22 protein-coding genes and 2 tRNA genes are annotated in these 21,656 nt (G+C 64.9%); 15 read left to right on the top strand and 9 right to left on the bottom strand.

Features of this window, described 5'->3' with window-relative positions; genetic code table 11:
- Window positions 1–68: 68 nt before the first annotated feature.
- Window positions 69–2,783: an AAA domain-containing protein gene (locus ABEJ63_RS04245; protein ID WP_375795108.1), complete on the top strand. Its 2,715-nt coding sequence runs from the start codon at window positions 69–71 to the stop codon at window positions 2,781–2,783.
- 26 nt (window positions 2,784–2,809) lie between these two features.
- Complete coding sequence (gene nthA / locus ABEJ63_RS04240; protein WP_375795107.1) at window positions 2,810–3,790, top strand: nitrile hydratase subunit alpha; 981 nt, start codon at window positions 2,810–2,812, stop codon at window positions 3,788–3,790.
- Here the strand turns inward: nthA and ABEJ63_RS04235 are convergent.
- On the bottom strand, window positions 3,787–5,313 hold the full coding sequence (locus ABEJ63_RS04235; protein WP_375795106.1) for a cryptochrome/photolyase family protein: 1,527 nt from the start codon (window positions 5,311–5,313) through the stop codon (window positions 3,787–3,789). The genes nthA and ABEJ63_RS04235 overlap by 4 nt on opposite strands.
- Before the next feature lie 87 nt (window positions 5,314–5,400).
- Between ABEJ63_RS04235 and ABEJ63_RS04230 the strand changes: the two genes are divergently transcribed.
- Both ABEJ63_RS04230 and ABEJ63_RS04225 read left to right on the top strand, forming a co-directional pair.
- Window positions 5,401–5,907 (top strand): halocyanin domain-containing protein, encoded by a 507-nt coding sequence (locus tag ABEJ63_RS04230; RefSeq protein ID WP_375795105.1) that lies wholly within the window; start codon window positions 5,401–5,403, stop codon window positions 5,905–5,907.
- Window positions 5,908–5,951: 44 nt separating this feature from the next.
- Entirely contained in the window at window positions 5,952–6,557 is a 606-nt protein-coding gene (locus ABEJ63_RS04225; RefSeq protein ID WP_375795104.1) for a uracil-DNA glycosylase family protein, read from the top strand.
- Here ABEJ63_RS04225 and ABEJ63_RS04220 read toward each other — a convergent pair whose 3' ends face one another.
- Entirely contained in the window at window positions 6,558–7,442 is an 885-nt protein-coding gene (locus ABEJ63_RS04220) for a haloalkane dehalogenase (RefSeq protein ID WP_375795103.1), read from the bottom strand.
- A 77-nt stretch (window positions 7,443–7,519) separates the two neighbouring features.
- On the opposite strand from ABEJ63_RS04220, the gene ABEJ63_RS04215 reads away from it, so the two are divergent.
- Together ABEJ63_RS04215 and ABEJ63_RS04210 are read left to right on the top strand one after the other, a co-directional pair.
- Entirely contained in the window at window positions 7,520–7,798 is a 279-nt protein-coding gene (locus ABEJ63_RS04215) for a ubiquitin-like small modifier protein 1 (protein ID WP_375795102.1), read from the top strand.
- The gene (locus ABEJ63_RS04210; RefSeq protein WP_375795101.1) at window positions 7,795–8,817 is read left to right on the top strand and encodes an MBL fold metallo-hydrolase; all 1,023 of its coding nucleotides are present in this window, start codon (window positions 7,795–7,797) and stop codon (window positions 8,815–8,817) included. Before ABEJ63_RS04215 ends, ABEJ63_RS04210 begins: the two co-directional genes overlap by 4 nt.
- On the opposite strand, the gene ABEJ63_RS04205 is transcribed toward ABEJ63_RS04210, so the two are convergent.
- The 3 genes from ABEJ63_RS04205 to ABEJ63_RS04195 all read right to left on the bottom strand — a co-directional run bounded on the left by ABEJ63_RS04205 (window position 8,818) and on the right by ABEJ63_RS04195 (window position 10,097).
- Window positions 8,818–9,420 carry a hypothetical protein gene (locus tag ABEJ63_RS04205; protein WP_375795100.1) on the bottom strand — a complete coding sequence of 201 codons (603 nt, stop codon included), beginning with the start codon at window positions 9,418–9,420 and terminating at the stop codon, window positions 8,818–8,820. It lies immediately after the preceding gene.
- 214 nt (window positions 9,421–9,634) lie between these two features.
- Window positions 9,635–9,708 (bottom strand) — tRNA-Arg (locus ABEJ63_RS04200).
- Window positions 9,709–9,767: 59 nt separating this feature from the next.
- The gene (locus tag ABEJ63_RS04195; RefSeq protein ID WP_375795099.1) at window positions 9,768–10,097 is read right to left on the bottom strand and encodes a twin-arginine translocase TatA/TatE family subunit; all 330 of its coding nucleotides are present in this window, start codon (window positions 10,095–10,097) and stop codon (window positions 9,768–9,770) included.
- Between the two features lie 95 nt (window positions 10,098–10,192).
- Between ABEJ63_RS04195 and ABEJ63_RS04190 the strand changes: the two genes are divergently transcribed.
- Together ABEJ63_RS04190 and ABEJ63_RS04185 are read left to right on the top strand one after the other, a co-directional pair.
- A complete protein-coding gene (locus tag ABEJ63_RS04190) occupies window positions 10,193–11,002 on the top strand; it encodes an HD domain-containing protein (RefSeq protein WP_375795098.1) in 810 nt (269 codons plus the stop codon).
- Between the two features lie 116 nt (window positions 11,003–11,118).
- Window positions 11,119–12,369 (top strand): MFS transporter, encoded by a 1,251-nt coding sequence (locus ABEJ63_RS04185; RefSeq protein ID WP_375795379.1) that lies wholly within the window; start codon window positions 11,119–11,121, stop codon window positions 12,367–12,369.
- Window positions 12,370–12,376: 7 nt separating this feature from the next.
- On the opposite strand, the gene ABEJ63_RS04180 is transcribed toward ABEJ63_RS04185, so the two are convergent.
- Both ABEJ63_RS04180 and ABEJ63_RS04175 read right to left on the bottom strand, forming a co-directional pair.
- Window positions 12,377–12,447: transfer RNA gene (locus ABEJ63_RS04180), tRNA-Gly, on the bottom strand.
- A 25-nt stretch (window positions 12,448–12,472) separates the two neighbouring features.
- Window positions 12,473–13,126: a class I SAM-dependent methyltransferase gene (locus tag ABEJ63_RS04175; protein ID WP_375795097.1), complete on the bottom strand. Its 654-nt coding sequence runs from the start codon at window positions 13,124–13,126 to the stop codon at window positions 12,473–12,475.
- A 78-nt stretch (window positions 13,127–13,204) separates the two neighbouring features.
- On the opposite strand from ABEJ63_RS04175, the gene ABEJ63_RS04170 reads away from it, so the two are divergent.
- Genes ABEJ63_RS04170 through ABEJ63_RS04160 form a run of 3 tightly spaced genes read left to right on the top strand, consistent with a single transcriptional unit; the run spans window position 13,205 to window position 17,325 of the window.
- The gene (locus ABEJ63_RS04170; RefSeq protein ID WP_375795096.1) at window positions 13,205–13,495 is read left to right on the top strand and encodes a hypothetical protein; all 291 of its coding nucleotides are present in this window, start codon (window positions 13,205–13,207) and stop codon (window positions 13,493–13,495) included.
- Between the two features lie 57 nt (window positions 13,496–13,552).
- On the top strand, window positions 13,553–15,196 hold the full coding sequence (locus ABEJ63_RS04165; protein WP_375795095.1) for a type II/IV secretion system ATPase subunit: 1,644 nt from the start codon (window positions 13,553–13,555) through the stop codon (window positions 15,194–15,196).
- Window positions 15,196–17,325, top strand: coding sequence for a type II secretion system F family protein (locus ABEJ63_RS04160; RefSeq protein ID WP_375795094.1), 2,130 nt, complete (start codon window positions 15,196–15,198; stop codon window positions 17,323–17,325). The genes ABEJ63_RS04165 and ABEJ63_RS04160 overlap by 1 nt, the downstream gene beginning before the upstream one ends.
- Window positions 17,326–17,334: 9 nt before the next feature.
- On the opposite strand, the gene ABEJ63_RS04155 is transcribed toward ABEJ63_RS04160, so the two are convergent.
- Window positions 17,335–17,880 (bottom strand): hypothetical protein, encoded by a 546-nt coding sequence (locus ABEJ63_RS04155; RefSeq protein WP_375795093.1) that lies wholly within the window; start codon window positions 17,878–17,880, stop codon window positions 17,335–17,337.
- A gap of 106 nt (window positions 17,881–17,986) precedes the next feature.
- On the opposite strand from ABEJ63_RS04155, the gene ABEJ63_RS04150 reads away from it, so the two are divergent.
- From ABEJ63_RS04150 to cdd, 3 genes are all read left to right on the top strand, one after another.
- Window positions 17,987–18,436: a DUF5793 family protein gene (locus ABEJ63_RS04150; RefSeq protein WP_375795092.1), complete on the top strand. Its 450-nt coding sequence runs from the start codon at window positions 17,987–17,989 to the stop codon at window positions 18,434–18,436.
- 67 nt (window positions 18,437–18,503) lie between these two features.
- Window positions 18,504–19,859 carry a phosphomannomutase gene (locus tag ABEJ63_RS04145; RefSeq protein ID WP_375795091.1) on the top strand — a complete coding sequence of 452 codons (1,356 nt, stop codon included), beginning with the start codon at window positions 18,504–18,506 and terminating at the stop codon, window positions 19,857–19,859.
- Window positions 19,860–19,900: 41 nt separating this feature from the next.
- Window positions 19,901–20,296, top strand: coding sequence for a cytidine deaminase (cdd, locus tag ABEJ63_RS04140; RefSeq protein ID WP_375795090.1), 396 nt, complete (start codon window positions 19,901–19,903; stop codon window positions 20,294–20,296).
- On the opposite strand, the gene ABEJ63_RS04135 is transcribed toward cdd, so the two are convergent.
- Window positions 20,297–20,695 carry a VOC family protein gene (locus tag ABEJ63_RS04135; protein ID WP_375795089.1) on the bottom strand — a complete coding sequence of 133 codons (399 nt, stop codon included), beginning with the start codon at window positions 20,693–20,695 and terminating at the stop codon, window positions 20,297–20,299.
- Between the two features lie 76 nt (window positions 20,696–20,771).
- Here ABEJ63_RS04135 and ABEJ63_RS04130 point away from each other — a divergent pair, with 76 nt between their 5' ends.
- Complete coding sequence (locus tag ABEJ63_RS04130) at window positions 20,772–21,590, top strand: nucleoside phosphorylase (protein ID WP_375795088.1); 819 nt, start codon at window positions 20,772–20,774, stop codon at window positions 21,588–21,590.
- The last annotated feature ends 66 nt before the right edge of the window (window positions 21,591–21,656 follow it).

Here is a 21,656-nt window from a genome sequence, read left to right as displayed (position 1 = left end):
ACGGTCACCGCCCAAAGGGTCGCCGGTCCGACCGACAGCGTTTACACCGCCGGGCCGCAGGAGCCACCGTGAAGCTCCGGGGGCCCGTCCTCGCGGTCGACGACCCGACCACGGTAGAGACCTCCAGCGGGACGAGCGACCTCGCCGAGGTGCGAATGCGTCCCGAACGGGGCGCGGGCGAGCCGGTCACCGTGACGCTGTGGGGGAAGTGGACGGAGACGGCCGCCGTCCTCGAGCCGGGAATGGAGCTGCTCGTGGTCGACCCGGAGACCGAGGAGTTCCGCGGCGAGACGCGCTACCAGACCGGCCGCGAGACGTTCGTCGTCGTCGACCCAGACTTCCTCGTCGACGTGACGGACGTCCGCGCGTGGGTGCAGTGTCCCCGGATGTACTACCTCAACAAGATATCCGCGACGCCGCTCGCGTACCCAGTCGTGCGCGGAACGGTCGTCCACGAGGTGTTCGGCGACCTGCTCCGGGGGCGCGACCTCGAGGAGTCGGTCCACGAGCGGGTGGAGGAGGCCGGCCTTGAGGTGGGGCTGCTCGGCGAGGACGCGGACGGCGTGACTGAGGAGGTGCGACAGAACGCCGGCGCAGTCGAGGCGTGGCTTGCACAGGAGACGCTCACCGAAGAGGACGCGTGGCGCTCCGAGCAGACGCTCGTCTCGGAGCTGTTCGGCATCAAGGGCCGGGCCGACGCGGTCCGGCGCGGCGCGCCCGTCGAACTGAAGACGGGCAAGAACCTCGACCGCGAGCCGCGGTTCCACGACAAGGTGCAGGCGGCCTGTTACGCGCTCGTGCTCGGCGAACACGCCGCCCGCCGCGAAGGGACCACCGTCGGCGAGGCCGCCCCCGACACCGGCACGCTCCTATACACGAAGAACAACGCCCTCGACCGGACGGAGGCGAGCGGCGACCTCTCGCCGGCCAAGGAGTTCTCGCTGGGGACCGGCCTGCTGAAGTACGTCGTCCGCCAGCGCAACGAGATCGCCGCGATGGAGCACGACTTCGGCGTCCCGACGGGCTACGAGGCGGACGCGGTCTGCGAGTACTGCTTCGAGCAGGACACCTGCATGGTTGTCTCCGGCCGACTCAATCAGGAGTCGAAGGCGGGGCAAATCGGAACGCCGGTGCCCGAGGAGGAACGCGACTACTTCGAGCGATTCTACCGCGCCATCGAGGAGGAGCGGCGGGCGGTCCACGCGGAGTACCGGAAGCTGTGGGAACAGTCGGCCGCCGAGCGGGCCGATGCCGACCGCGCGCTCGTCAACCTCGAGCCGGCCGGCCGCGAGCAGCTCCCCGACGGCTCGTGGGAACTGCGGGCCGACCGCACCAGCGAGGCCGTCTCGAAGCTCCAGGAGGGTGACGTCGCGCTGGCCAGCGACGGTCACCCTACCCGGGGGACCGCCGAACTCGTCCGTATCCAGCGGCTCTCGGCGGGCGAGTCGGACGCCGATGTGGTCGTGACGGCCGACGAGCCGCTGGCGCTCTCGCGGCTCGACGTCTACCCCTCCGAAATCGGCATCTCGCGGCAACTGGCGGCGCTCCACGACGCGGTACTGAAGGGCGACCCCGACGGGAAGGACGTGCTGTTTGGCCGCCGGGAGCCGGCGTTCGGCAACCCGACCGGCGAGACGTACGTCGACAACAACGAGGCGCAGGACGCGGCCGTCGACCTGGCAGTGCGGGCCGAGGACTTCGCGCTCGTCCACGGCCCGCCCGGGACGGGGAAGACGTACACGCTCGCCCGGACGGTGCGCGCGCTTGTCGCGGACGGCCAGCGCGTGCTGGTGAGCGCGTTCACCAACCGCGCGGTCGACAACGCGCTGGCCGCGCTCCGCGAGCAGGGGTTCGACGACTTCCTCCGCGTCGGCACGGAGAGCGGCGTCGCGGACGCGATGCAGGACGCCCGCCTCGAGACGGCCGGCGACCCCGAGACGGTGACCGAGCGGCTCGCGGAGGCGCGGGTCGTCGGTGCGACCACCGCCTCGTGTGGTGGCCGGACGCTCCGGTCACAGGAGTTCGATGTCGCCGTCGTCGACGAGGCCGGCCAGCTGACGGAGCCGGGGACGCTCGCGGCCGTCAACCGCGCCGACCGGTTCGTGCTCGTGGGCGACCACCAGCAGCTGCCGCCGGTTGTCCGGTCGGACGCCGATGCCCTGACCACCTCGCTGTTCGAGCGGCTCATCGACGCCCACCCGGACGCGGGCGTGCTGCTCGACCGACAGTACCGGATGAGCCAGCGCATCCAGTACTTTGCCTCGCGGGAGTTCTACGACGGCCAGCTCCGGCCGGCGACGCCAGCAGTGGCCGGCCAGACGCTCGCGGACCTCGGCGTCGACGTCGACGCGCTCCCGGCGCCGCTCGACGAGTCGGTGTGTTTCCTCGACCCCGACGGGAGACAGGAGGGGAACGCGAACCCGGTCGAGGCGGACCGCGTCGCCGAGGTCGTCGACGCGTACGTCGCCGCGGGCGTCGACCGCTCGGAGATCGGCGTCATCGCGCCGTTCCGCGCACAGGTGGCCGAGATACGCCGTCGGCTCCCGGAGACGGCCGTCGACACCGTCGACCGGTTCCAGGGCTCCTCGCGGGAGGTCATCGTCGTCTCTTTCGTCGCCACCGGGACGCTCGATGGGCCGATATTCGAGGACCACCGCCGGGTAAACGTCGCACTCACGCGAGCGAAAAAGGCGCTCGCGCTCGTCGGTGATACCGATGCGCTCGCCTCCGACCCCTTCTACGCCCGCCTGCTCGAGTGGGTGGGGGAGACGCCCGAACGTTGAAGCGGTCGGCGCCGGACGGTCTGACCGTGACAGACGGAGACGACCGAGACGCGTTTGATGCTGACGCGCTCGCAGACGAGTACGGTCCCGAGCCGCGGGCCCGCGCGCTTCAGTCGCTGCTCGTTGAGGAGGGACTCCTCTCGACGGAAGCGGTCGACGAGGTGGTCGCAACCTACGAGGAAGAGATTGGCCCGCTAAATGGCGCGCGTGTCGTTGCCCGGGCGTGGACGGATGAGGCATTCCGCCGGCGACTGCTCGCAGACGGCACCGCCGCAATCGAGGAACTCGATATTGACGTGGACACGGAGACGATGGACGTGGTTGTGCAGGCAAATGACCCGGATACCCACAACTTGGTCGTCTGCACGCTGTGCTCGTGCTACCCGTGGGCAGTGCTCGGCTTGCCCCCGACGTGGTACAAGTCTCCCGAGTACCGCTCGCGGGCGGTGAAGGAGCCGCGCGCGCTGCTGCGCGAGGAGTTCGACCTCGGGCTCGATACTGGCGTTGACCTTGAGGTGTACGACTCTACCTCCGAGGTGCGCTACATGGTATTGCCCCAACAGCCGCCCGGCACCGAGGGGCTTGATGAGACTGAACTCGTTGAATACGTCACCCGCGACTCAATGATCGGCGTTGACCGGCTGGGTGGTGGCTATGCTGCCTCGGACGGGGGCACGGCGACAGAGCCCTCGCGGCTTGGCCGCGACCTTGACCGGCCGACGTTCGAGGCGCCATGGCAGGCCCGCTCGTTCGCGATGGCGGTCGCACTCACCGACGACCGGCCGTGGACGACCTTCCAGCACCGGCTTGTTGAGGAAATTGACGATGAGCGTGATTACTACGAGCAATGGCTTGCAGCTCTCGAGCGCTTCATCGTTGAGAAGGAGTTGCTTGACCCGGGGGCTGTCGACGACCGGGCCGCGTCGTTTGCGGCTGGCGACCGCACCGCCCACGAGTTCGTCGCTGGCGACCCGCATGGCCACAGCGACCACGATCACGACCACTAAAGATCGCCGTCTTCCGCCAGCCGCCGCACCTCGCTGGCCCGCTCCCGGATCGCATCGAGTTCTTCGCCGCGCTTGTCGTCCAGATGTGAGTAGACGAGCCCCATTCTGTGATTGTCGCGGAGGCGCTCCTCATTGCGCGCGAGAAAGTCCCAGTAGAGGGAGTTGAACGGGCAGGCGCCTTCGCCGCTGTCCTTCGTGTGGTAGTAGTCACATCCCGAACAGTAATCGCTCATCCGGTTGACGTAATTGGCGCTGGCGGCGTACGGCTTCGTGGCGAACAGCCCTGCGCCGAATGACCCCATCTCCACGACGTTAGGTGTCGTCACCCAGTGGTAGGCATCGACGTACCCTGCATGGAACCACTCGTTTAGCTGGTCTGGCTCGACGCCGTACAGCAGTGCGAAATTGGAGAGAATCATCAGCCGCTCGATGTGGTGGCTGTAGCCGCGTTGGCGAACTCCGTCAACGACATCTGACAGACACGCCATGTCGGTATCGCCTGTCCAGTACAGCTCCGGTAGCTCCCGGTCTGCCCCAAGCTGGTTCGCGCTCGCCAGTTGAGGCATCCCTTTGCGGTAGACGTGTCGCATGAATTCCCGCCAGCCGAGTACCTGACGGACGAACCCTTCGACGCTGTTGAGCGGGGTGTCCGGCCGCTCCCGAGCCGCTGTTATTACTGCCTCAATGACCTCCCGCGGGTGGAGCAGGCCGATGTTCAGCGCGCTCGACAGCAGGGCGTGGTTGAGGGCCCACTCGTCCGCAAGCATTGCGTCTTGATAGGGGCCGAACTCCGCAAGCCGGGCATCAACGAACTTCTCAAGCGCCTCAACTGCCTCCTCGCGGGTCACCGGCCAGAAGAACGGCTCAGGATCGGCCCACCCTGGGCCAGGCGGATCGGTGTCGTAGCTGCCCGATAACGACCGGACCCACGCCGCCACCTCACGTGTCGTCTTGTCGGGCTCGAAGCGGGGGGGCTCGGGGGGCTCGTATGCCTCTCCGGGGAACTGTCTGTTCTCCTCATCGTAGTTCCATTCCCCGCCGACAGGGTCGCCATCGGTCATCAGAAACCCCGTCTCGCGACGCATCACACGGTAGAACTCTTCGTGGCGGTACGGTGGCTCGCGGTCGCCAAACGCCTGTTCCCACTCCGATCGCGAGGAGATGAACAACGCGTTGTCGACCACGTTGAGGTGACCGCCCCGCTCGTGGACGAGTTCGCGCAGTCGATCTGTCGCGCCATAGGTGGGTGGCTCCATCACGACGAGTTCGTCGCCGGGCCGCCGCTCGAAGTGGGTGTCGAACCCTTCGGCAAACGTTTCGCACCCGTAGTAGTCGACAGTTGTCCCCCGCTCGCGCAGCTGATCGCGGAACTGCCGCATCGCGGCGAATACGAGTGTCAGCTTGTGCGGGTGGTAGGCGCGCCGGCGGGCGAACGCGCGGGCCTCCATCATCACGACGCGGTCAGCGTTCGCGACCGGCCCGTGGTCAAGGTTCAGCTGGTCGCCGAGGACGAGTACGGCCATACCTGTAGTACGTTCGCGGATGATATGAAACCAGTCACGCGGTCACCGCGACGGCCACTCTTTTTTTCAATGGGCGCTAGCTCGTCTGTGGACCAGAACGCCAGCAGACGACGGTTTCTTGGGACGAGCGGTGCGATTATCGGCGTGACGCTCGCCGGCTGTTCCGGTAGCAGCGGCGATAGTGGCGGCGACGAGTCTCCCAAGGCGAGCGATTATACGGCAGCCGAAGAGCGAGCAGTTGATTACCTCACGACGGACAACGAGACAGGCAACTTCGATGGGACGTTCGGTGACGAGACAGGAGCCGACGAGGTGGTTGTCAAGGTAGGTGCCGAGGGGAACGGTGGCAATTTCGCGTATGCGCCGCCTGCGGTAACAATCTCGACCGGGACGACTGTCTCTTGGCAGTGGACCGGCAAAGGGAACGACCACAATGTCGTGTCGACTGAGGCGTCGGACTTCGATGTCGACAGCGGCGATCCCAAAGAGAGTGGCGACCCCTTTGAGCAGTCATTCGACGACACGGGTGTTCTGCTGTACTACTGTGAACCTCACCGCACCCTCGGCATGAAGGGTGCAATCGTGGTGGTGTAACCGGGAACGCGAGCTTTTTGCCCGCTGGCGGCCCGACTACAGGCGTGGACAACGTTACGGAGGAAGTGCACAATCCCTTCGGAATAGAGGTTCCCGGCGGCGGTGCCTACGGCTACGGCGACGCCAACGCCGACTTCCACATTATCGGTGACAGCCCCGCCTGCCACGGCGGAGCGGCGACCGGCGTCCCGTTCACAGAGACGGCTGCCGGTCGTGCGGTGCAGTCAGTGCTGTATGAACTGGGCTTCGCGGCCGAACCCTACAGCGACGAGCCGGAGCTGACGAATGCGTATCTTTCGTATCTTCACCCCGGGTTCACCGACGGTGAACCGAGCGAGTCGTCGTACGCAGACCAAGAGCGGTTCCTCGACGCCGAACTGCGGGCCATCAACGCCCACGTCCTGCTGCCGGTCGGCGACCGGCCGTTCCGGTACGCGCTCGCCGAGCACACGACGCTGGCGCGGAAGCTCGCGCCCGACGCCGCCGCCCACCACGCGAGCCCCGTCCGCGGGCGCGGCTTCCTCGTCGTCCCCGTGGCCGACCCCGACGCGTGGACGGTCGGCGACCGGGCGGCGCTCGTCGAGACGCTCCGCGAGCTGCTGGCGGGCGACTACCGCCAGACGAAGGGCGTCGCGACCACCGTCGGCTAGTCAGGTCCGGTCGACGAACGCCACGATGCGGTCGGCTATCTCCTCGCCAGCGTCCTCTTGGAGGAAGTGGCCTGCCCCCTCCACCCAGACGTCCGGCTGCTCGGTGGCCGTCGGGATATGCTCGCGCAGCGGGTCGCGGTTGGGCCGGGTGATGGGGTCGGAATCGGAGAACAGCACGAACGCCGGCTTCTCCCACTCGCCGAGCCGTCTGGCGGCCGCGCGGGTCATCTCCGCCCCGTCGCCGCCGCCCTTCCGGGGGACCATGTCCGGCCACGCGCGTGCGCCGGCCTTCAGCCCCTCGTCGGGGAACGGCGCCTCGTAGGCGGCGATTACCTCCGGCGACAGCTCCGTCGTCGTCGCCTCCTGTATCAGCATCCCGACCGGTAGCTCCTCGACCCGCTCGACGAAGTCGCGGAACTCCTCCCACGCCTCGGGCATCTCCTGGTCGCCCGTCGGGATGCCGGTGTTCATCGGGACGAGCCGCGCGAACCGCTCGGGGTGGTTGGCCGCGAGCGTCAGCCCGAGGATGCCGCCCCAGTCCTGACAGACGAGCGTGACGTCGGTGAGGTCAAGCTCGGTCAGGAATCGCTCAAAGGCTTCGTAGTGGAGCCTGAAGCTGTATTCCGTGGGGTCCGTGTACTTGTCTGAGCGGCCAAAGCCAACAGCATCGGGGACGACGACCCGGCCGCGGGCCGACAGCCGGGGAATCATCTTCCGGTAGAGGTACCCCCACGTCGGCTCGCCGTGAAGACAAAGGAACGTTTCCTTGCCCTCGCCTGTGTCGACGTAGGCCATCTCGAGGTCGCCCACGGACTGGTAGGAGACGGGGTAGTCGTAGCCGGACACCGACTCGAAGGCGGACTCGGGGGTCGAACGGAGCGGCACGCCGGGGGGCCGGCCCGCGGGAACTTGGGCCTTCGGCCGTGGGTAACCCTCTTGGCGCCCCCACACCGACGCGGGGTATGCACGTCACCTGCCGGCTCCACGCGACCGCCCGGGAGGCCGTCGGCCGGAAGCACGTCGAGCGCGACGTCGCCGACGGCACGACGGTCCGGGAGCTGTTGACCGCCCTCGACGCCGAGCACGACGGGCTCGGGCCGCTGCTGTTCGACGCCGAGGGGCGGCTCCGGGCGAACGTCAACGTCCTCGTGAACGACGAGTCCGTGCGCGACCCCGACTGGTCGCTCTCGGACGGCGACACGCTGACGGTGGCCCCGTCCGTCGCCGGAGGGACGCGATGACGCTTTCTTTCGATTGTCACCGGATACGGCTCGGCAACACGGCCTTCGAGGGGCTGAACAACTGCTACGTGCTGGGGACGGAGCCGGACGCCGAACTGACGCTCGTTGACACCGGCATCGGCCACCCGGAGACGCTCGCGGAACTGCGGGCGGCGCTCGCGGAGGTGGACGCGACATTCGCGGACGTGGACCGCGTCCTGCTGACCCACTGGCACGGCGACCACGCGGGGCTCGCGGGCGAGATACAGGCCGCCGCCGGCTGTCCGGTCCACGTCCACGAGGCGGACGCGCCGCTCGTCGAACGGCCCTCCGCGGGCCACGCCGACGCGCTGTTGCGCGAGCACGTCACCGACTGGGGGATGCCCGACGAGAAGCAGGCCGAATTGTTCGACTTCCTCGCCGGCGCCGACGAGTGGCCGGCGCCAACGGTGACGCCGTTCGCTGCCGGTGACACGTTCGACATCGGCCCGGTGACGCTTGAGGCCGTCCACCTCCCTGGACACACAGCGGGGCTCTCTGGGTTCGCGTTTGACGGCACGGCCGGACGGGAACTCTTCGCCGGCGACGCTCTTCTCCCGTACTACACCCCCAACGTGGGCGGCGCAGACGTGCGCGTTGACGCACCGCTGTCGAAGTACCTCGATACGCTCGCTGGCATTGTTAGAGACGGCTACGTCCGGGCATGGCCGGGCCACCGCGGCGCGATAGTCGATCCGCCGGGCCGGGCCGCCGATATAATTGCACATCACCGCAAGCGGACGGCCCGAGTAGTCGACGTACTCGATGACGGCCCTGCAAGCCCGTGGGTGGTCTCGGCTGTACTATTCGGAGACCTGCAGAACATCCATATCCTCCACGGGCCGGGCGAGGCGTTCGCTCACCTTGACCACCTCCATGACGCAGGGCTGGTTGAGCGGTCTGGCCGCGAGTACGCGCTACGCAGCGAGAACCCGGACATTGGCCCGCTGTTCCCCGACCTGCAGGCGTACCTCCCCGCTGGCTACGAGCCGGTGGCATAGCTACTCGGCTGGAACGCCTGCGCCGGCAATGAGCAAGGCTAGCCCGACGCCGAGGGCGCAGACGGCGACGGCTGACGGCGTCACCGGTGTCTGGACCACTTGGTAGGCCATCGGGCCGATGAGGGTGAATACGGCTTCAAGAACGTCGACACCCATGTGGGCTGCGAGAACGAACGCCGCCGCAATGGCGGCCGTCCCGCCGCCGATGACAAACCCGATGAGCGACCACATTTCCTCGAATGCTAAGACTGCTTCCGCTCGTGCCTCGTCCATCGGCTCAAGCCGCGGACGAGCGATTGCCGTGATGACGAGCAGCGTCCCCGAGAGACCCATCACAGCAGCTCCGATGCTGGCGACCAGCACGACCCGCGTCAACGTCGTGTACGGGTCGACCGGGAGGAATGCGACCACTCGCGGCGGGAGTATCGAAAGGGAGAGAACCGCGACCGCAAGCAACGACGACAGCCCGCCGAGCCTGAATAGTTTCAGTCGCGTCGGCCACTTGAATGTCGATATTCGCTGCACCCGAATCCGGTCGTACGTCGACCCTTCGACCAGTGCACTGGCCACCGGGTCGTCCGGCCGTTCATCGTCGGTACTCATCCTCTAAACTCCGTGCCGTCAGTTCTCCTACGCGGTTATGGGTCTTTCGACGGCTGGTTTTGCCATCTGAAACTTTCGACTGAGTGTGGGTCGGAACACGTCAGCCGAAGAAACGAACAGTCAGGCCAAGGGAGGAGCCCCACGACTCGATTGCACTCATGCGGCATTCCTGGTTCGAATCTGCTTTGTCAATCCGCTCCCTGCGGTCGCTGCACGGACGTGGCGGGATTCGAACCCGCGGTCGAGGGGTTAGGAACCCCTCGCCCTCGTCCACTAGGCCACACGTCCCGGCCGGTCGTCCGACGGCGGGAGAAAAAACCGTTGCGGAGCGGCCGACGCGCCTGTATTCAGTTCGCTTCCTTCTCCGCGCTCGCCTCGGTCTCTGTCTCTGCGCCGGCGTCAAGGTTGGCGTCGGCGTCAACGTCGACGGAGTCGTCCTCGGCGTACTCTTGACGCTTCTCTTCAATCTCCTCTTGGCTGGCACCACTCTCACGCATCTCTTGGAGTTCCTGTTCGACCTCTTCACGGCCCTTCTGGAACTCGCCCATCGCCTCACCGGTTGAGCGTGCGAGCTTGGGAATCTTATTCGCGCCGAACAGCAGTACGGCTATCAGCAGGATGACGATGAGTTCGGGACCGCCGGGGATGCCGAACTGGGCCGGGACGATTGGAACCATCTCTGCTTGAACGTACCTCCTTGCGATTATATGCTTTTTCCTCGCGGCGTCGCCCACGCCCGAACGCTTTTCGCTGCCGCTCCGCTCGCTCGCGTATGAAGGACACAGACGCGAACGCCGGACGCGAGTACGACCCCGGGGCCGACCGCGCCTTCCCCGACGAGCGACTTAACGAGATGCTCGCGACGCTCCGGTCTGATTCCGAGGTCGATGCTTACCTCGCAGCCCAGAACGTCAACCCCGTCCAGCGGAAGGGATACAACGATCATGGTTGCAAGCATATCGAAATTGTCCGCAACCGAGCGCTGTGTCTGTATGACTTGTTGAAGCGGGGCGGTGTCGAGTTCGACGGCGCCCGCGAACAGGGCCTTGAACAGGCCGACGAGCCGGTGATAATCGCACTGGCGGCGACACTCCACGACATCGGTCACGTTGTCCACCGCGACGACCACCCCTACTATTCAATTCCGCTCGCGGCGGATATTCTCGACCGGCTGCTCGCGAGCGTGTACGACACCCCTGAAGCTGTCCGCGTGAAGGGGGAGACGCTCCACGCTATCCTCTGTCATCACACCGAAGAGACGCCGCTGACGCTCGAGGCGGGGGTCGTCCGAGTGGCCGACGCGCTCGACATGGAGCAGGGCCGTTCGCGTATCCCTTATGAGCGTGGGGGCCGCGGAATTAACACGCTCTCCTCGCAGGCGATTCAACGGGTCACGCTGGAGGCCGGCGAGGACCGGCCTGTGCTTGTCGAGATCGAGATGAGCGACGCCGCCGGCGTTTACCAGGTGGACGAACTCCTGAATGCGAAGCTCGCCGGTTCAGGGCTGGAGACATCGGTGCGTATCGTCGCAGTCAATACTCACGAGACGGGTGACCAGTTGGTTGAGCGCATCGAACTGTGAGGCGTGAGGAGTTCCCACAAACCGCCGGCGGACGGTGCAGTTTTTATACCACCAGCTAGTTCGCCCGCGTAGTGGGAAGCTCGCTTCGCGTCTTCAAGGACCCGGAGTTCCTTGCCATGTCAGGCACGGCTTTCGCCCGCGCGCAGGCGTACTCTACCGTCGCAATCGCGCTGGCGCTGTACGCCGACATCTTCAACACCACCTCCACCGTCGAGGGGCTGTTCGGCACGGCCTTCGCCGTTGTGCAGCTACTCATCGTCCTCCCGCTGGGGCGATGGATTGACACCGGCAATGCCAAGCGGTGGCTGCTCGGTGGGCTCGCATTGAACGTGCTCGTGTTCGTCGGCTACGCGATGGTCTCGACGGTAAGCCACGTCATTCTAATGCGCGTGCTTCAGGGAGTCGGAGCGAGTGTTCTCTGGCTCACTGGTTCAACAGTTATTGGCGAGATTGCCGGCGGCGATGAGCAAGGCCTCTGGCTCGGTACATACAACCAAGTGGGGGCATTCTCCTCGTTGTTCGGTGACCTCGTTGGCGGTGCGTTATTGGCACTGTACGACTTCTACGTCGCCTACGCGGCGCTTGCGGCAGTGACGCTCGGGGCAGGTGTACTCGTCTTGGTGGTCCTCCGTGACGATCCTGGAGGTCAAGCTGATTCAGAGGAGGCAACCGGGTTAGAGACGCTCTCGTCCCTGCTGTCGTTGTCGACCGTTCGCGCGCTCGTCGTCTTCCGACTTGGTCTCTCCTTCGGCAAAATGGCCGTTATCACCTTCCTCCCAATCTACGCTCGGACCGTCTTCGGAATGAATCCGTTCGTCGTTGGCGGCCTGCTCGCTGGTGGGAAGCTGACAAAGGCGCTCACGCAAGGATATGTCGGCGAACTGACCGACCGAGTCGGCGGGAAACACCGGTTTATTGCCGGAGGTGCGCTGCTGTACGCGCTTGGCGCACTGTGTATCCCGCTAGCGGAGGGGGCTGCGGCCGTCTTTCCGGAGGTTACTCTCAGACTACCAGCCGTCGCCGGCGCGCCAGCAGGGTCACTGCTGTTGCCGCCCGCGTTCTTTGTACTCGGTGGCGCATACATGCTCTGTGGCATTGCCGACTCCATCCGTCTGCCCGCCAGCATGGCGCTGTTCGTCGAGGAGGGCGAGCAGTTCGACGCTGTCGCGGGGTCAATGTCACTCCGGTCAGTGGCTTGGAAGGTAGGACAGGTGGTCGGCCCCGTAACCGTCGGGATAATCTGGGACGCGACCAGCGTGACCGTCGCCTTCACCATCGCGGCAGGATTCATAGCGGTTGCGACAGGTGTATTCCTGTTACTGTACGCGGGCCCGACGGCAGCACCACGGCCCGCGCCGGGCGACTGAGAACGGATGCGCCGGCCGGGAGTCGAACCCGGACTGTTGGCTTGGAAGGCCAACGTCCTACCATTGGACCACCGGCGCTCGTTACCGTCCCTGCCGTCTGCGGCTACCCGGCCGCGTCGTATGTGCGTTTCCCTTCGCTGCCGACGACGCCGAAACAGTTGCCAGCCTCCGTGAACGTCCGTTCCGTGACGAGTCGGCTCGCCGTGAGGTCGGCCGCGAACTCCTCCGGGTCGTAGATGTGGTAGAAGCGTCCAACGGTCTCTCCGTCTGGGAGAGTCCAGTCGACAGTGGTATCGAATCCTGTCTCGGCGTTGAATTTCGAGTGGGTGACACTCCAGACGCTCACGAGCGCCTGGCCATCTGGCCCGAGGACCCGTGCGAGTTCGTCGAGACTCCGGCGGCGCATCTCTCGATTCGGGAGGTGGTGCAGCGTCGCGATATAAACGGCGACGTCAACCGCTCCGGTCCGCACAGGAAGTCTCGCGGCATCGGCCTGGAGCAGATCGGCGCCGCCGCGATCGGCCGCCATGCTCAACAGCGCTCGTGAGAGGTCGACACCGAGCACGCGATTGCACCGTTCAGCCAGTGGGGCGATGTGTCTACCGTTGGCACAGCCAAGGTCCAGCCCGATATCCCCACATTTGTCCGTCAAGAACTCCGTTATCTGTGGCCATGGGTGGGAGCGGGTTTCAGCGAAGTGGCTGGCGATGCGGTCGTATGTCGCCTGCACGCCGCGCCGATTACCCTCCTCAACCATATGTCGGTCACGACCCCAGGCGAGTTAGCCCCTCCGGTCGGCCGGTAGCGATTTGCCCACGCACGTCGAAAATGGCTTATGGGCGACGCCGCCCCACCGGACGACCCCGATGACGACCCCGGTTCGGGCTGGCACACGAGCCGTCGCCGGCGGTCGCCGTCGCTCGTGCGGCTGTTCGCCCTGCTCGTTGTTGTCGGGGGGCTACTACTGCTCGGATACGTGCTTGCAGTGCTGTACGTGCCGAACCTGGACCCCACCGACATCCAGGTTGGCCCGCTGTACGGATTGACAAATCTCGCGATTGCTGCTATTGGAGCCATATTATTCGGCGGACTCACCTACCTCTACGCCTCGCGGGCGGGCGTCTGACGGCCGTCAGAATCACCGCGGCTATTAAATATCGGTAGAGCAAACATCACGAGACGAATGGGCTCGAGCGCATCCGAGCCAGGTATTAGACCAGACGGGCTCCTCGCCCGGTTACGGCGAGCCTACGAGAGTCTCCTCGGCGTCTCTGTCGACGCCGGTAGCTACCGGTTTGGCGACCACGAACCGCTCACGGATTATGAGGTCCCTCCAGAAGGGGAAGAGGTTGACCGCTACTGGGTCGACGTGCCGTTCGCGTACGTTTCTATCTACGACGACACGGAAGAGGATGAACTCCGCTACCACGTCGTCGAGCCGGAGTTGTCGGACGTGCAAGCGCGGCTGCTCCGCTCGCTGAAGGACGACATCCGCGACCACCTGCTGTACACCACTTCTGGGGTGAACATCGACGCCGACGACGTGCTTCGCTCACAGCTCAAAGACACACTTGAGCAGTACGGCGCAGCCGTCACCGTCGAGGAGTTCCATACGCTGCTCTACTACATCGATCGAGATTTCACCGGATATCACCGTATCCAGCCGCTGATGAACGACCCTCACATTGAGGACATCTCATGTGACGGCTACAATATCCCCATCTTCATTTACCATAACGAGTACGATGATCTAAAAACGAACGTCCAGTTCGAGAAGCGCGGGCTCGATGATCTTATAATTCGGCTGGGACAGATGTCTGACCGCCAGCTAAGCGTGGCCGAACCGATTAGCAACGCAACGCTACCGGATGGCTCCCGGGCCGAACTCGTCTATACAGAAGAAGTGTCGCCGCACGGCTCCGCGTTCACCATCCGCCAGTACGACGAGGACACGATGACTCCCGTAGATCTCATCGAGTTCGGCACCTTCACCGTTGAGCAGATGGCGTACTTCTGGCTCGCCATCGAGAACCGAATGAACCTCATCTTCGCAGGTGGTACCGCTTCGGGGAAGACCACCAGCATGAATGCTGTCTCGATGTTCCTTCCGCCGGGCTCGAAGGTCATCACCATCGAGGACACCAGGGAGATATCCCTGGCACATGACAACTGGCTTGCTAACGTTACCCGCGAGCGGCTCTCAGAGGATGCCAATATCGGGATGTACGACCTACTGCGGTCGGCGCTGCGCCACCGGCCGGAGTACATTATCGTCGGCGAGGTACGGGGCGAAGAAGCGCTCACTCTCTTCCAAGCGATGAACACCGGCCACACCACCTACTCGACGATGCACGCTGACTCTGTTCAGACAGTTATCAACCGGCTAGAGAACGACCCGATTAACGTCCCCCGCGCGATGGTGCAGTCGCTAGACATTCTCAGCGTACAGACGCTCTCCCGACAGGGTGACCAGCGGGTACGCCGCGCCGACAGTGTGGTCGAGATTGGCGGCATCGACGAGCGCACGGGCGAACTGAACTTCTCGGAGCTATACTCATGGAATCCCGCAGATGACACCGTGGCCGGCGATTATACTGACAGCGGCGTGCTGGACCGCATCCAGCAGACGAGCGGATGGTCCGAACGAGAGTTCCGGCAAGAGTTCCGCAACCGCCGGCGCGTTATCGAGTACCTCGTTGAAGAGGGCATCCACGGCTACGAACAGTTCACCGCGGTCATCAACCGTTACGCTCGCGACAAGGAATCCGTCCTCGATCGCATCGATAATCGGGTCGACGACGTCCCACCAGCGGCCCCAGAAGACTGATGGCGCCGCTCGCCCGTCTCAGCCTGCTCGCACTCGGCCTGCTTATCCTCCTCGTGGTCGGTGTCGGCTCTCGGTTTAAGTCGGTTGACAGGCAGTTCAACCGCATCGCGCTGCGATTGTTCGGCTCGTACGTCATCGACAACTCCGCGAAACAGGCCCGTCGGGAGAGTCTCGTCCAGGCGGCTCGGATGGGCGTCACATACCGGGTGTACGCTGCCAAAACGCTGGCATACGCCGGTACCGTCGCACTTGCGGGTTCTCTAATTGGCATTTACGCTATTGTCCTGCTGTTCGGTCTCCTCGCGGTGCCTCAGGAGACACTCGCCAACCAACTGCCGGACCAGTTGTCTTTCCTTGCGAGCCAACTGACACTTCCAACGCTCACGGCCGAGCAGGTAGCGCTACTCTTCGTGTTCAACGGCGCCACCTTCGGCGCTGGCTCGGGTATCGTTACCTACCTTTATCGATGGTACCGGCCAGGTCAGTTGGCCGACAACCGTGAGGTCGCCATCGACGAGTCATTGCCTCGAACTGTCGCGTTCATGTTCGCGCTGGCGCGAAGTGGGATGACGCATAAAAAACTCATCGAGATAACTGGCCGCAATAGCGCCTATTTCGGCGAGGCCGCCGAGGAGCTGGTCGTCAGTCTGCGTGACATGCAGGTGTCAAACGCCGACTTTCTTAACGCCACCCGGCGACTGGCACAGACGACTCCAAGCACGGAGTTCGCCAACTTCGCCGAAAACCTCAGCGACGTGCTCCGCACCGGCCGATCGATGGCGGAGTACTTCCGCGAGGAGTACGAAAAGTACAAAGAAGACAGACAGACCCGCCAACAACAAGTGCTGGAAGAGCTTGCGGCGCTCGCGGAAGGGTACGTCGCCCTGCTCGTCGCCGGGCCGCTCTTCCTCATCACTATCCTTGTCATCATCGGGCTGCTGTTCGGTAACACCCTCAACGCGTTGCGGACGTTCGTCTATCTTATTGTCCCGATGACCACTGCCGGCTTCATCGCGTACCTCGGCGGGCTAGCCGCCGAACTCGGTCTTGATGACCAAGCTGGCTCCATCGACCTCGATACGGACATTCTCTACGAGGCGAGCGAGGACGACGACACACCAGAGATGTCGGCCGATGGCGGCGCGGTCGTCGGCGATACGACGAATCTCGAGCGACTCTATATGTTCAATCAGATGCGAGGGCTACGCCGTGCGATCGCCGATCCCATTGAGGCGGCCGTCCGGTCACCGTTGACCGTGCTGTACGTCTCCACGTCCGTCGCGGCCCTGTACGTGCTCGTCAATCTCTACCTACTCGCGGTCGGCGACGGCATTACTATTGAGGCGGCTGACGACTACCTGATTCAGGGGACCCTGTTTGTGCTAGCGCCATTCTCGGTGGCCGAGTACATCTCCAACAGCCGGCTCCAATCCGTCGAGCGAGCGCTCCCAGACTTCATCGATCGACTGGCCGACCGAACCGAGGCCGGGATGGGGGTGACTCGCAGTATTAAGGAGTTGGACCCGGACAGCGTTCCCGGCCTCTCTGAAGAGATACGAGAACTCCGTGCGGACATCCGGCTCGGTACCAAGACATCGGAGGCGATGGTCCGCTTCGCATCGCGCACGGAGTCGCCGCTGGCGGCCCGGGCGACAGTGCTCGTCGTCAATGCTGTCCACGCCAGCGGCGACGTGGCGCCGGTCTTGCGCATCGCGGCCGACGAGGCACAGACGGACCGCCGACTCGACCGGCGCCGTCGCCAGGAATTGGTCATCTACGTGCTCATTATCTACGTCTCGTTCTTCGTGTTCATCGGCATCGTTGCTGCGCTGGTGCTCGTGTTCATTCCTGCGCTCCCCTCCGGCGGCGAGCTAACCGGCGGTATCCCGAGTGGTGGTGGTAGCGTTCCCGGGGGGGTGCCGGGCCTGCCTGGCTCCGGCGGTGGCGGCGCTGACAACCGGGGTGCGTACGCGACGGTGCTGCTCCATAGCAGCGTCATTCAGGGCGCTGTCTCAGGATTCACGGCCGGAAAGCTTAGCCAAGGCGACCTGCTCTCGGGCGCGAAGCACGCGACCCTGATGATAGCTATTGCCTACGCGGCAATGCTGCTACTATCTCTCTCCGTGTGAGGTAGGAAGCTACCCGCCCCGGTCGATCCGAAGGGCGACGGCGCCGAGCACAGGCACAATGAGTGCGCCGATGGGTGCCGTGACCCCGGCATACCCCGTCTCTGCCACCCTCAGTGCCTGCAGCATGCTCGCCGGCAAAACGAGTAGGATTGTCGCGGCAAGCAGACAGCTGCCCCCGATAGCCAGTAAACTCCCTAACAGTCGGACGAGGTCAACCGGCGATGCCGCCTCGAGAGCTGTCTCACGTGCATAGTAGCCGAGCGAGATTGCCAGCGCGATGGCAAGCACGACGGCGCCGGCAAGCCAGAGTATGAATGCCGGCCCGGCCGCAGAGCCGGGGGCTGGCAGCGCAGGGGCTTGCCAGACGAATAGCAACGGTATCTCCCCGGCCACTTTGAGGCCGAACAGCAACCGGACAGACAGAAGGGGAAACCGAACCGAAAGGAAACTTCCCCCACCGGGAGCAGATAGTGACACCGACCACGGCAGCAGGACCGACAGCCACGTCGCCACTACCGCGAACTCACCGGCGTATTCGGGGTCAACGGGCGACATACTCCCCCGGCGAGGCGGCGGGAATAAAATTCATCGGGTCGCCACATGCCACGGAGCCCTGCCGGCCCCGTTACGTTCTTGCCGGCGCGTCACCAAGGACTGCTAGATGCGGCGCGACTACTTCACGCTGGAGGCGCGGAATCTCGACTCTCCGGGGGTCCCTACGGTCGCCATTGACTTCGAGGGCCCGTCCGACCAGTTGGCCGACCGGCTGACCGATGAGGGCGGCGAGCCGCTTGCGGCCGACGAGGTAGATGTCGCCTGTCGCCTACAGGGGCCAATCGACGAATCGCCGGAGGCCGTCGTCTCTGTGACTAACCGGGTCACCGGCGAGTTCATTCTCGAACTCAACGCCGATAGTGACGACGTGCTCCGGTTCATCGACGCCGCCCGCGAGTACGGCAAAGAGACGGACGATCAACACCGCTACCGGATTCGTGTCGCCATCGACGGCAACCACCTCCTTGAGCAACACAAGGGCACCTTCCTCGTCTACGACGCCGACGGCGGGTTGCTCCGCCAGCACTCGCTCATTCCGAGCGGCGTCGAATTGTAATTTCCCCTGTCGCGTCGCGGTCCCCCCGGACGCAACCGTTGAAATACCGCCACCCGCAACGGCAGATATGAGCCGCGATTTGTTCGGAACAGCGGGTATCCGCGGTGACGTCCGCGACCGAGTAACCCCGAACCTCGCAGTGACGATTGGCCGGGCGGCCGCTGCCCACGCGCCGGCCGACCAACCAATGTTCGTTGTCGGGCGCGACGGTCGTGAAACAGGCGGGGCGTTGGCCGACGCGGCTGCGGCCGGCCTCCGCTCCGGCGGCGCGCGGGTGTGCCGTGTCGGACGCGTGCCCACACCCGCCGTCGCGCATGCCTCCCAAGGCCGCCACGGGCTGATGGTGACAGCGAGTCACAACCCTCCATCTGACAACGGACTAAAGCTGTTCGCCGATGGGGAGGAGTATGACCGGACCGCCGAGCGCGCAATAGAAGAGGGGGTCGACGCCGACGCGGGCCCGACCGCGTGGGACCGATTCGGCGGCACGGATCGGGCGGACGTTCTTCCCGACTACCGGGCTAAAGTGACCCAGTACGCCCGCAACTTTGGCGCCCCACTTGACGGCCTTCGGATCGTTGTAGACTGCGGTACTGGGGCCGCTGGACTGGCGACTCCACAGGTGCTGCGGGCGCTCGGCGGGGATGTCGTTGCGCTCAACGCACAGGTGGATGGCCACTTTCCGGCCCGCGAATCGAAGCCCACGCCAGAATCGCTAGCCGACCTCCGGGCCTTCGTGGCCAAGGATGCGGCCGGACCAGCGGTTGCCATCGGCCACGATGGCGATGCCGACCGTATCGTTGTCGTCGACGGCGACGGAAGTGTCGTTCACGAGGACACCATCCTCGCTGTACTGGCAGAGCGGTATGTCCGCGCTTCTGAGGCAGCCGACCCAGTGGTGGTGACAACGCCGAACGCCTCCGCACGGGTCGACGAGCGAGTACGGGCAGCCGGCGGCCGAACCGAGCGCGTTCGCCTCGGCGCGCTCCACGAGGGTGTTGCCGCCGCCGACGGCGAGGTGGTGTTCGCTGCTGAGCCGTGGAAGCACATCCATCCCGCACTCGGCCCGTGGATAGACGGTGTCGCGAGTGCAGCCGTGTTGGCCCGTTTGACCGCTGCCGAGGGGCTTGACGCTCTCGTCGACCCCATCACGGAGCGGCCGTATCGGAAGATATCGATACCTTGCCCGGACGACGAGAAAGAGGCCGTGATGGGGCGACTGGCCGAGTCGCTGCCGGCGGCATTCCCCGACGGGACTGTCGATACGGAGTATGGCGTCCGCGTCGAACTGCCGGACACCTCGTGGCTTCTTGTGCGCCCCTCTGGGACAGAGCCATACCTGCGGTTGTACGCCGAGGCTGAAGATGTGGACGCGCTCGTCGGACGAGCGCGCGAGATTATCGAGCGGGCTCTTGAGGGGTGACGCCACGACAGCTATTTTATCAGGCGACTGGACCAGGTCATATGGACGTTGAGGCACTGCTGGCGGCCGCTCGTGGAGCACTCGAAGACGCGTACGTTCCCTACTCGGAGTATCGAGTCGGGGCTGCGCTCCTGACCGAAGACGGCGAGACCTACGTAGGCTGTAACGTTGAGAACGCTAACTACTCCAACTCGCTACACGCTGAGGAAGTGGCCGTCGCCGAAGCGGTGAAGCGTGGTCACCGGGAGTTCGCGGCGCTGGCAGTCGCCTCTAGCGAGCAAGACGGGGTCACCCCCTGCGGGATGTGTCGCCAAACGCTCGCAGAGTTCTGCGAGGAGTCCCTGCCGGTCTACTGTGACGAGGGCGAATCTGTGAGTAAGTATAGGCTGGGGGAACTCATTCCGAACACCATTCAGCCGGCAACGCTTGGGAAGTAATTAATCTGGACTGACGAACTCGAACGGGATGCCGACGTGACCCGCCGGGGCCACGAACGCCCGCCGGTACGGGCCCAGCCCTGCCTCCGGCGGATTGCCAAGAAACGAGAGGCCGGCGGCGCTGGCGTCGGCCACTGCCGCCGCAAGATCGTCCACCTCAAAGGCGACGTGGGCCGCCGAGCGACGGCCCACGGCGTCGAGCAGGTCGTCCGCTGGTGTGCCACGCTCCTCGCGGACGATAAGGTGAAACTCAGCCGACGGCAGCTCGAAGAACGCCACTCTCACCGGGCCCTCCGTTGTCCCACGGAGTGGCAGCCCGACTGTTTCTTGATAGAACTCGACGGCAGCCGTGAACTTCGTGTTGAGCAGCTGACCGACGTGGTGGATATCGATGGCCACGTCCGCTCGTGGAGCGTCGCCGCCGAGAACCTTCCCCCAGGGATGGAAATACAAGTCCGCTAGCGAAACATGGCATATGGACAGCGAGGACCCTAACGACGACGTACAATACCACCTCGATATCGGCCCTAACGACGCCGCCGGCCCCGTGCTTCTGCCGGGCGATCCAGAGCGCGTCCCGAAAATAACCGCGCGGTGGGAGAATACAGAGGAAGTCGGGAACCACCGCGAATACCGGACCGTCACCGGCCGCTACGAGGGTGAACCGGTGACCGTCACCTCCACGGGCATCGGCTCCCCGTCTGCAACCATCGCCGTCGAAGAGCACGCCCGGGTTGGCTCGGGGACATTCATCCGGGTGGGATCGTGTGGCGCTATCCAGCCAGAGATAGATGTCGGCGATCTCGTTATCACGACCGGTGGGGTACGACAAGAGGGAACCTCCGATGAGTACGTGCGTGAAGACTATCCTGCAACGGCACATCCGGAGGTTGTGACGGCGCTCGTGACTGCTTGCGAGGAACTCGGCTACGACTACCACTGTGGAGTCACTTGCTCGACAGACTCCTTTTATGCCGGCCAGGGGCGTCCTGGTTTCGGCGGCTTTGAGGCAGCTGGCAGCGAGCAACTGGTCGAAGAACTCCAGGAGGCTGGTGTGCTCAACTTCGAGATGGAGGCGTCGGCTATCATGACGGTCGCAAATCTCTATGGGCTCCGGGCGGGGGCAGTGTGCACTGTCTACGCTAACCGGGTCACCGGCGAATTCCGCACGGAGGGCGAGCGTCGCGCCGGTGAAGTGGCCTCGCGGGCCGCCGCGGTGCTCGCGGCGATGGACCGAGTTAAGCGCGAGGCAGGAGTTGACCGCTGGCATGCTGGCCTGTCGCTGGACAGGTAAGACTTGGTCGCAAGTGACCTCCTCCTCGCCGTAAACGGCGAGGCTTCCCACGGCACCGCACCGCTG

The organism is Halosegnis sp. (genome assembly GCF_042216475.1).
GTDB lineage: Archaea > Halobacteriota > Halobacteria > Halobacteriales > Haloarculaceae > Halosegnis.
Note: the sequence above shows the minus strand (reverse complement) of the source record. Positions and strands in the feature narration are given on the sequence as shown.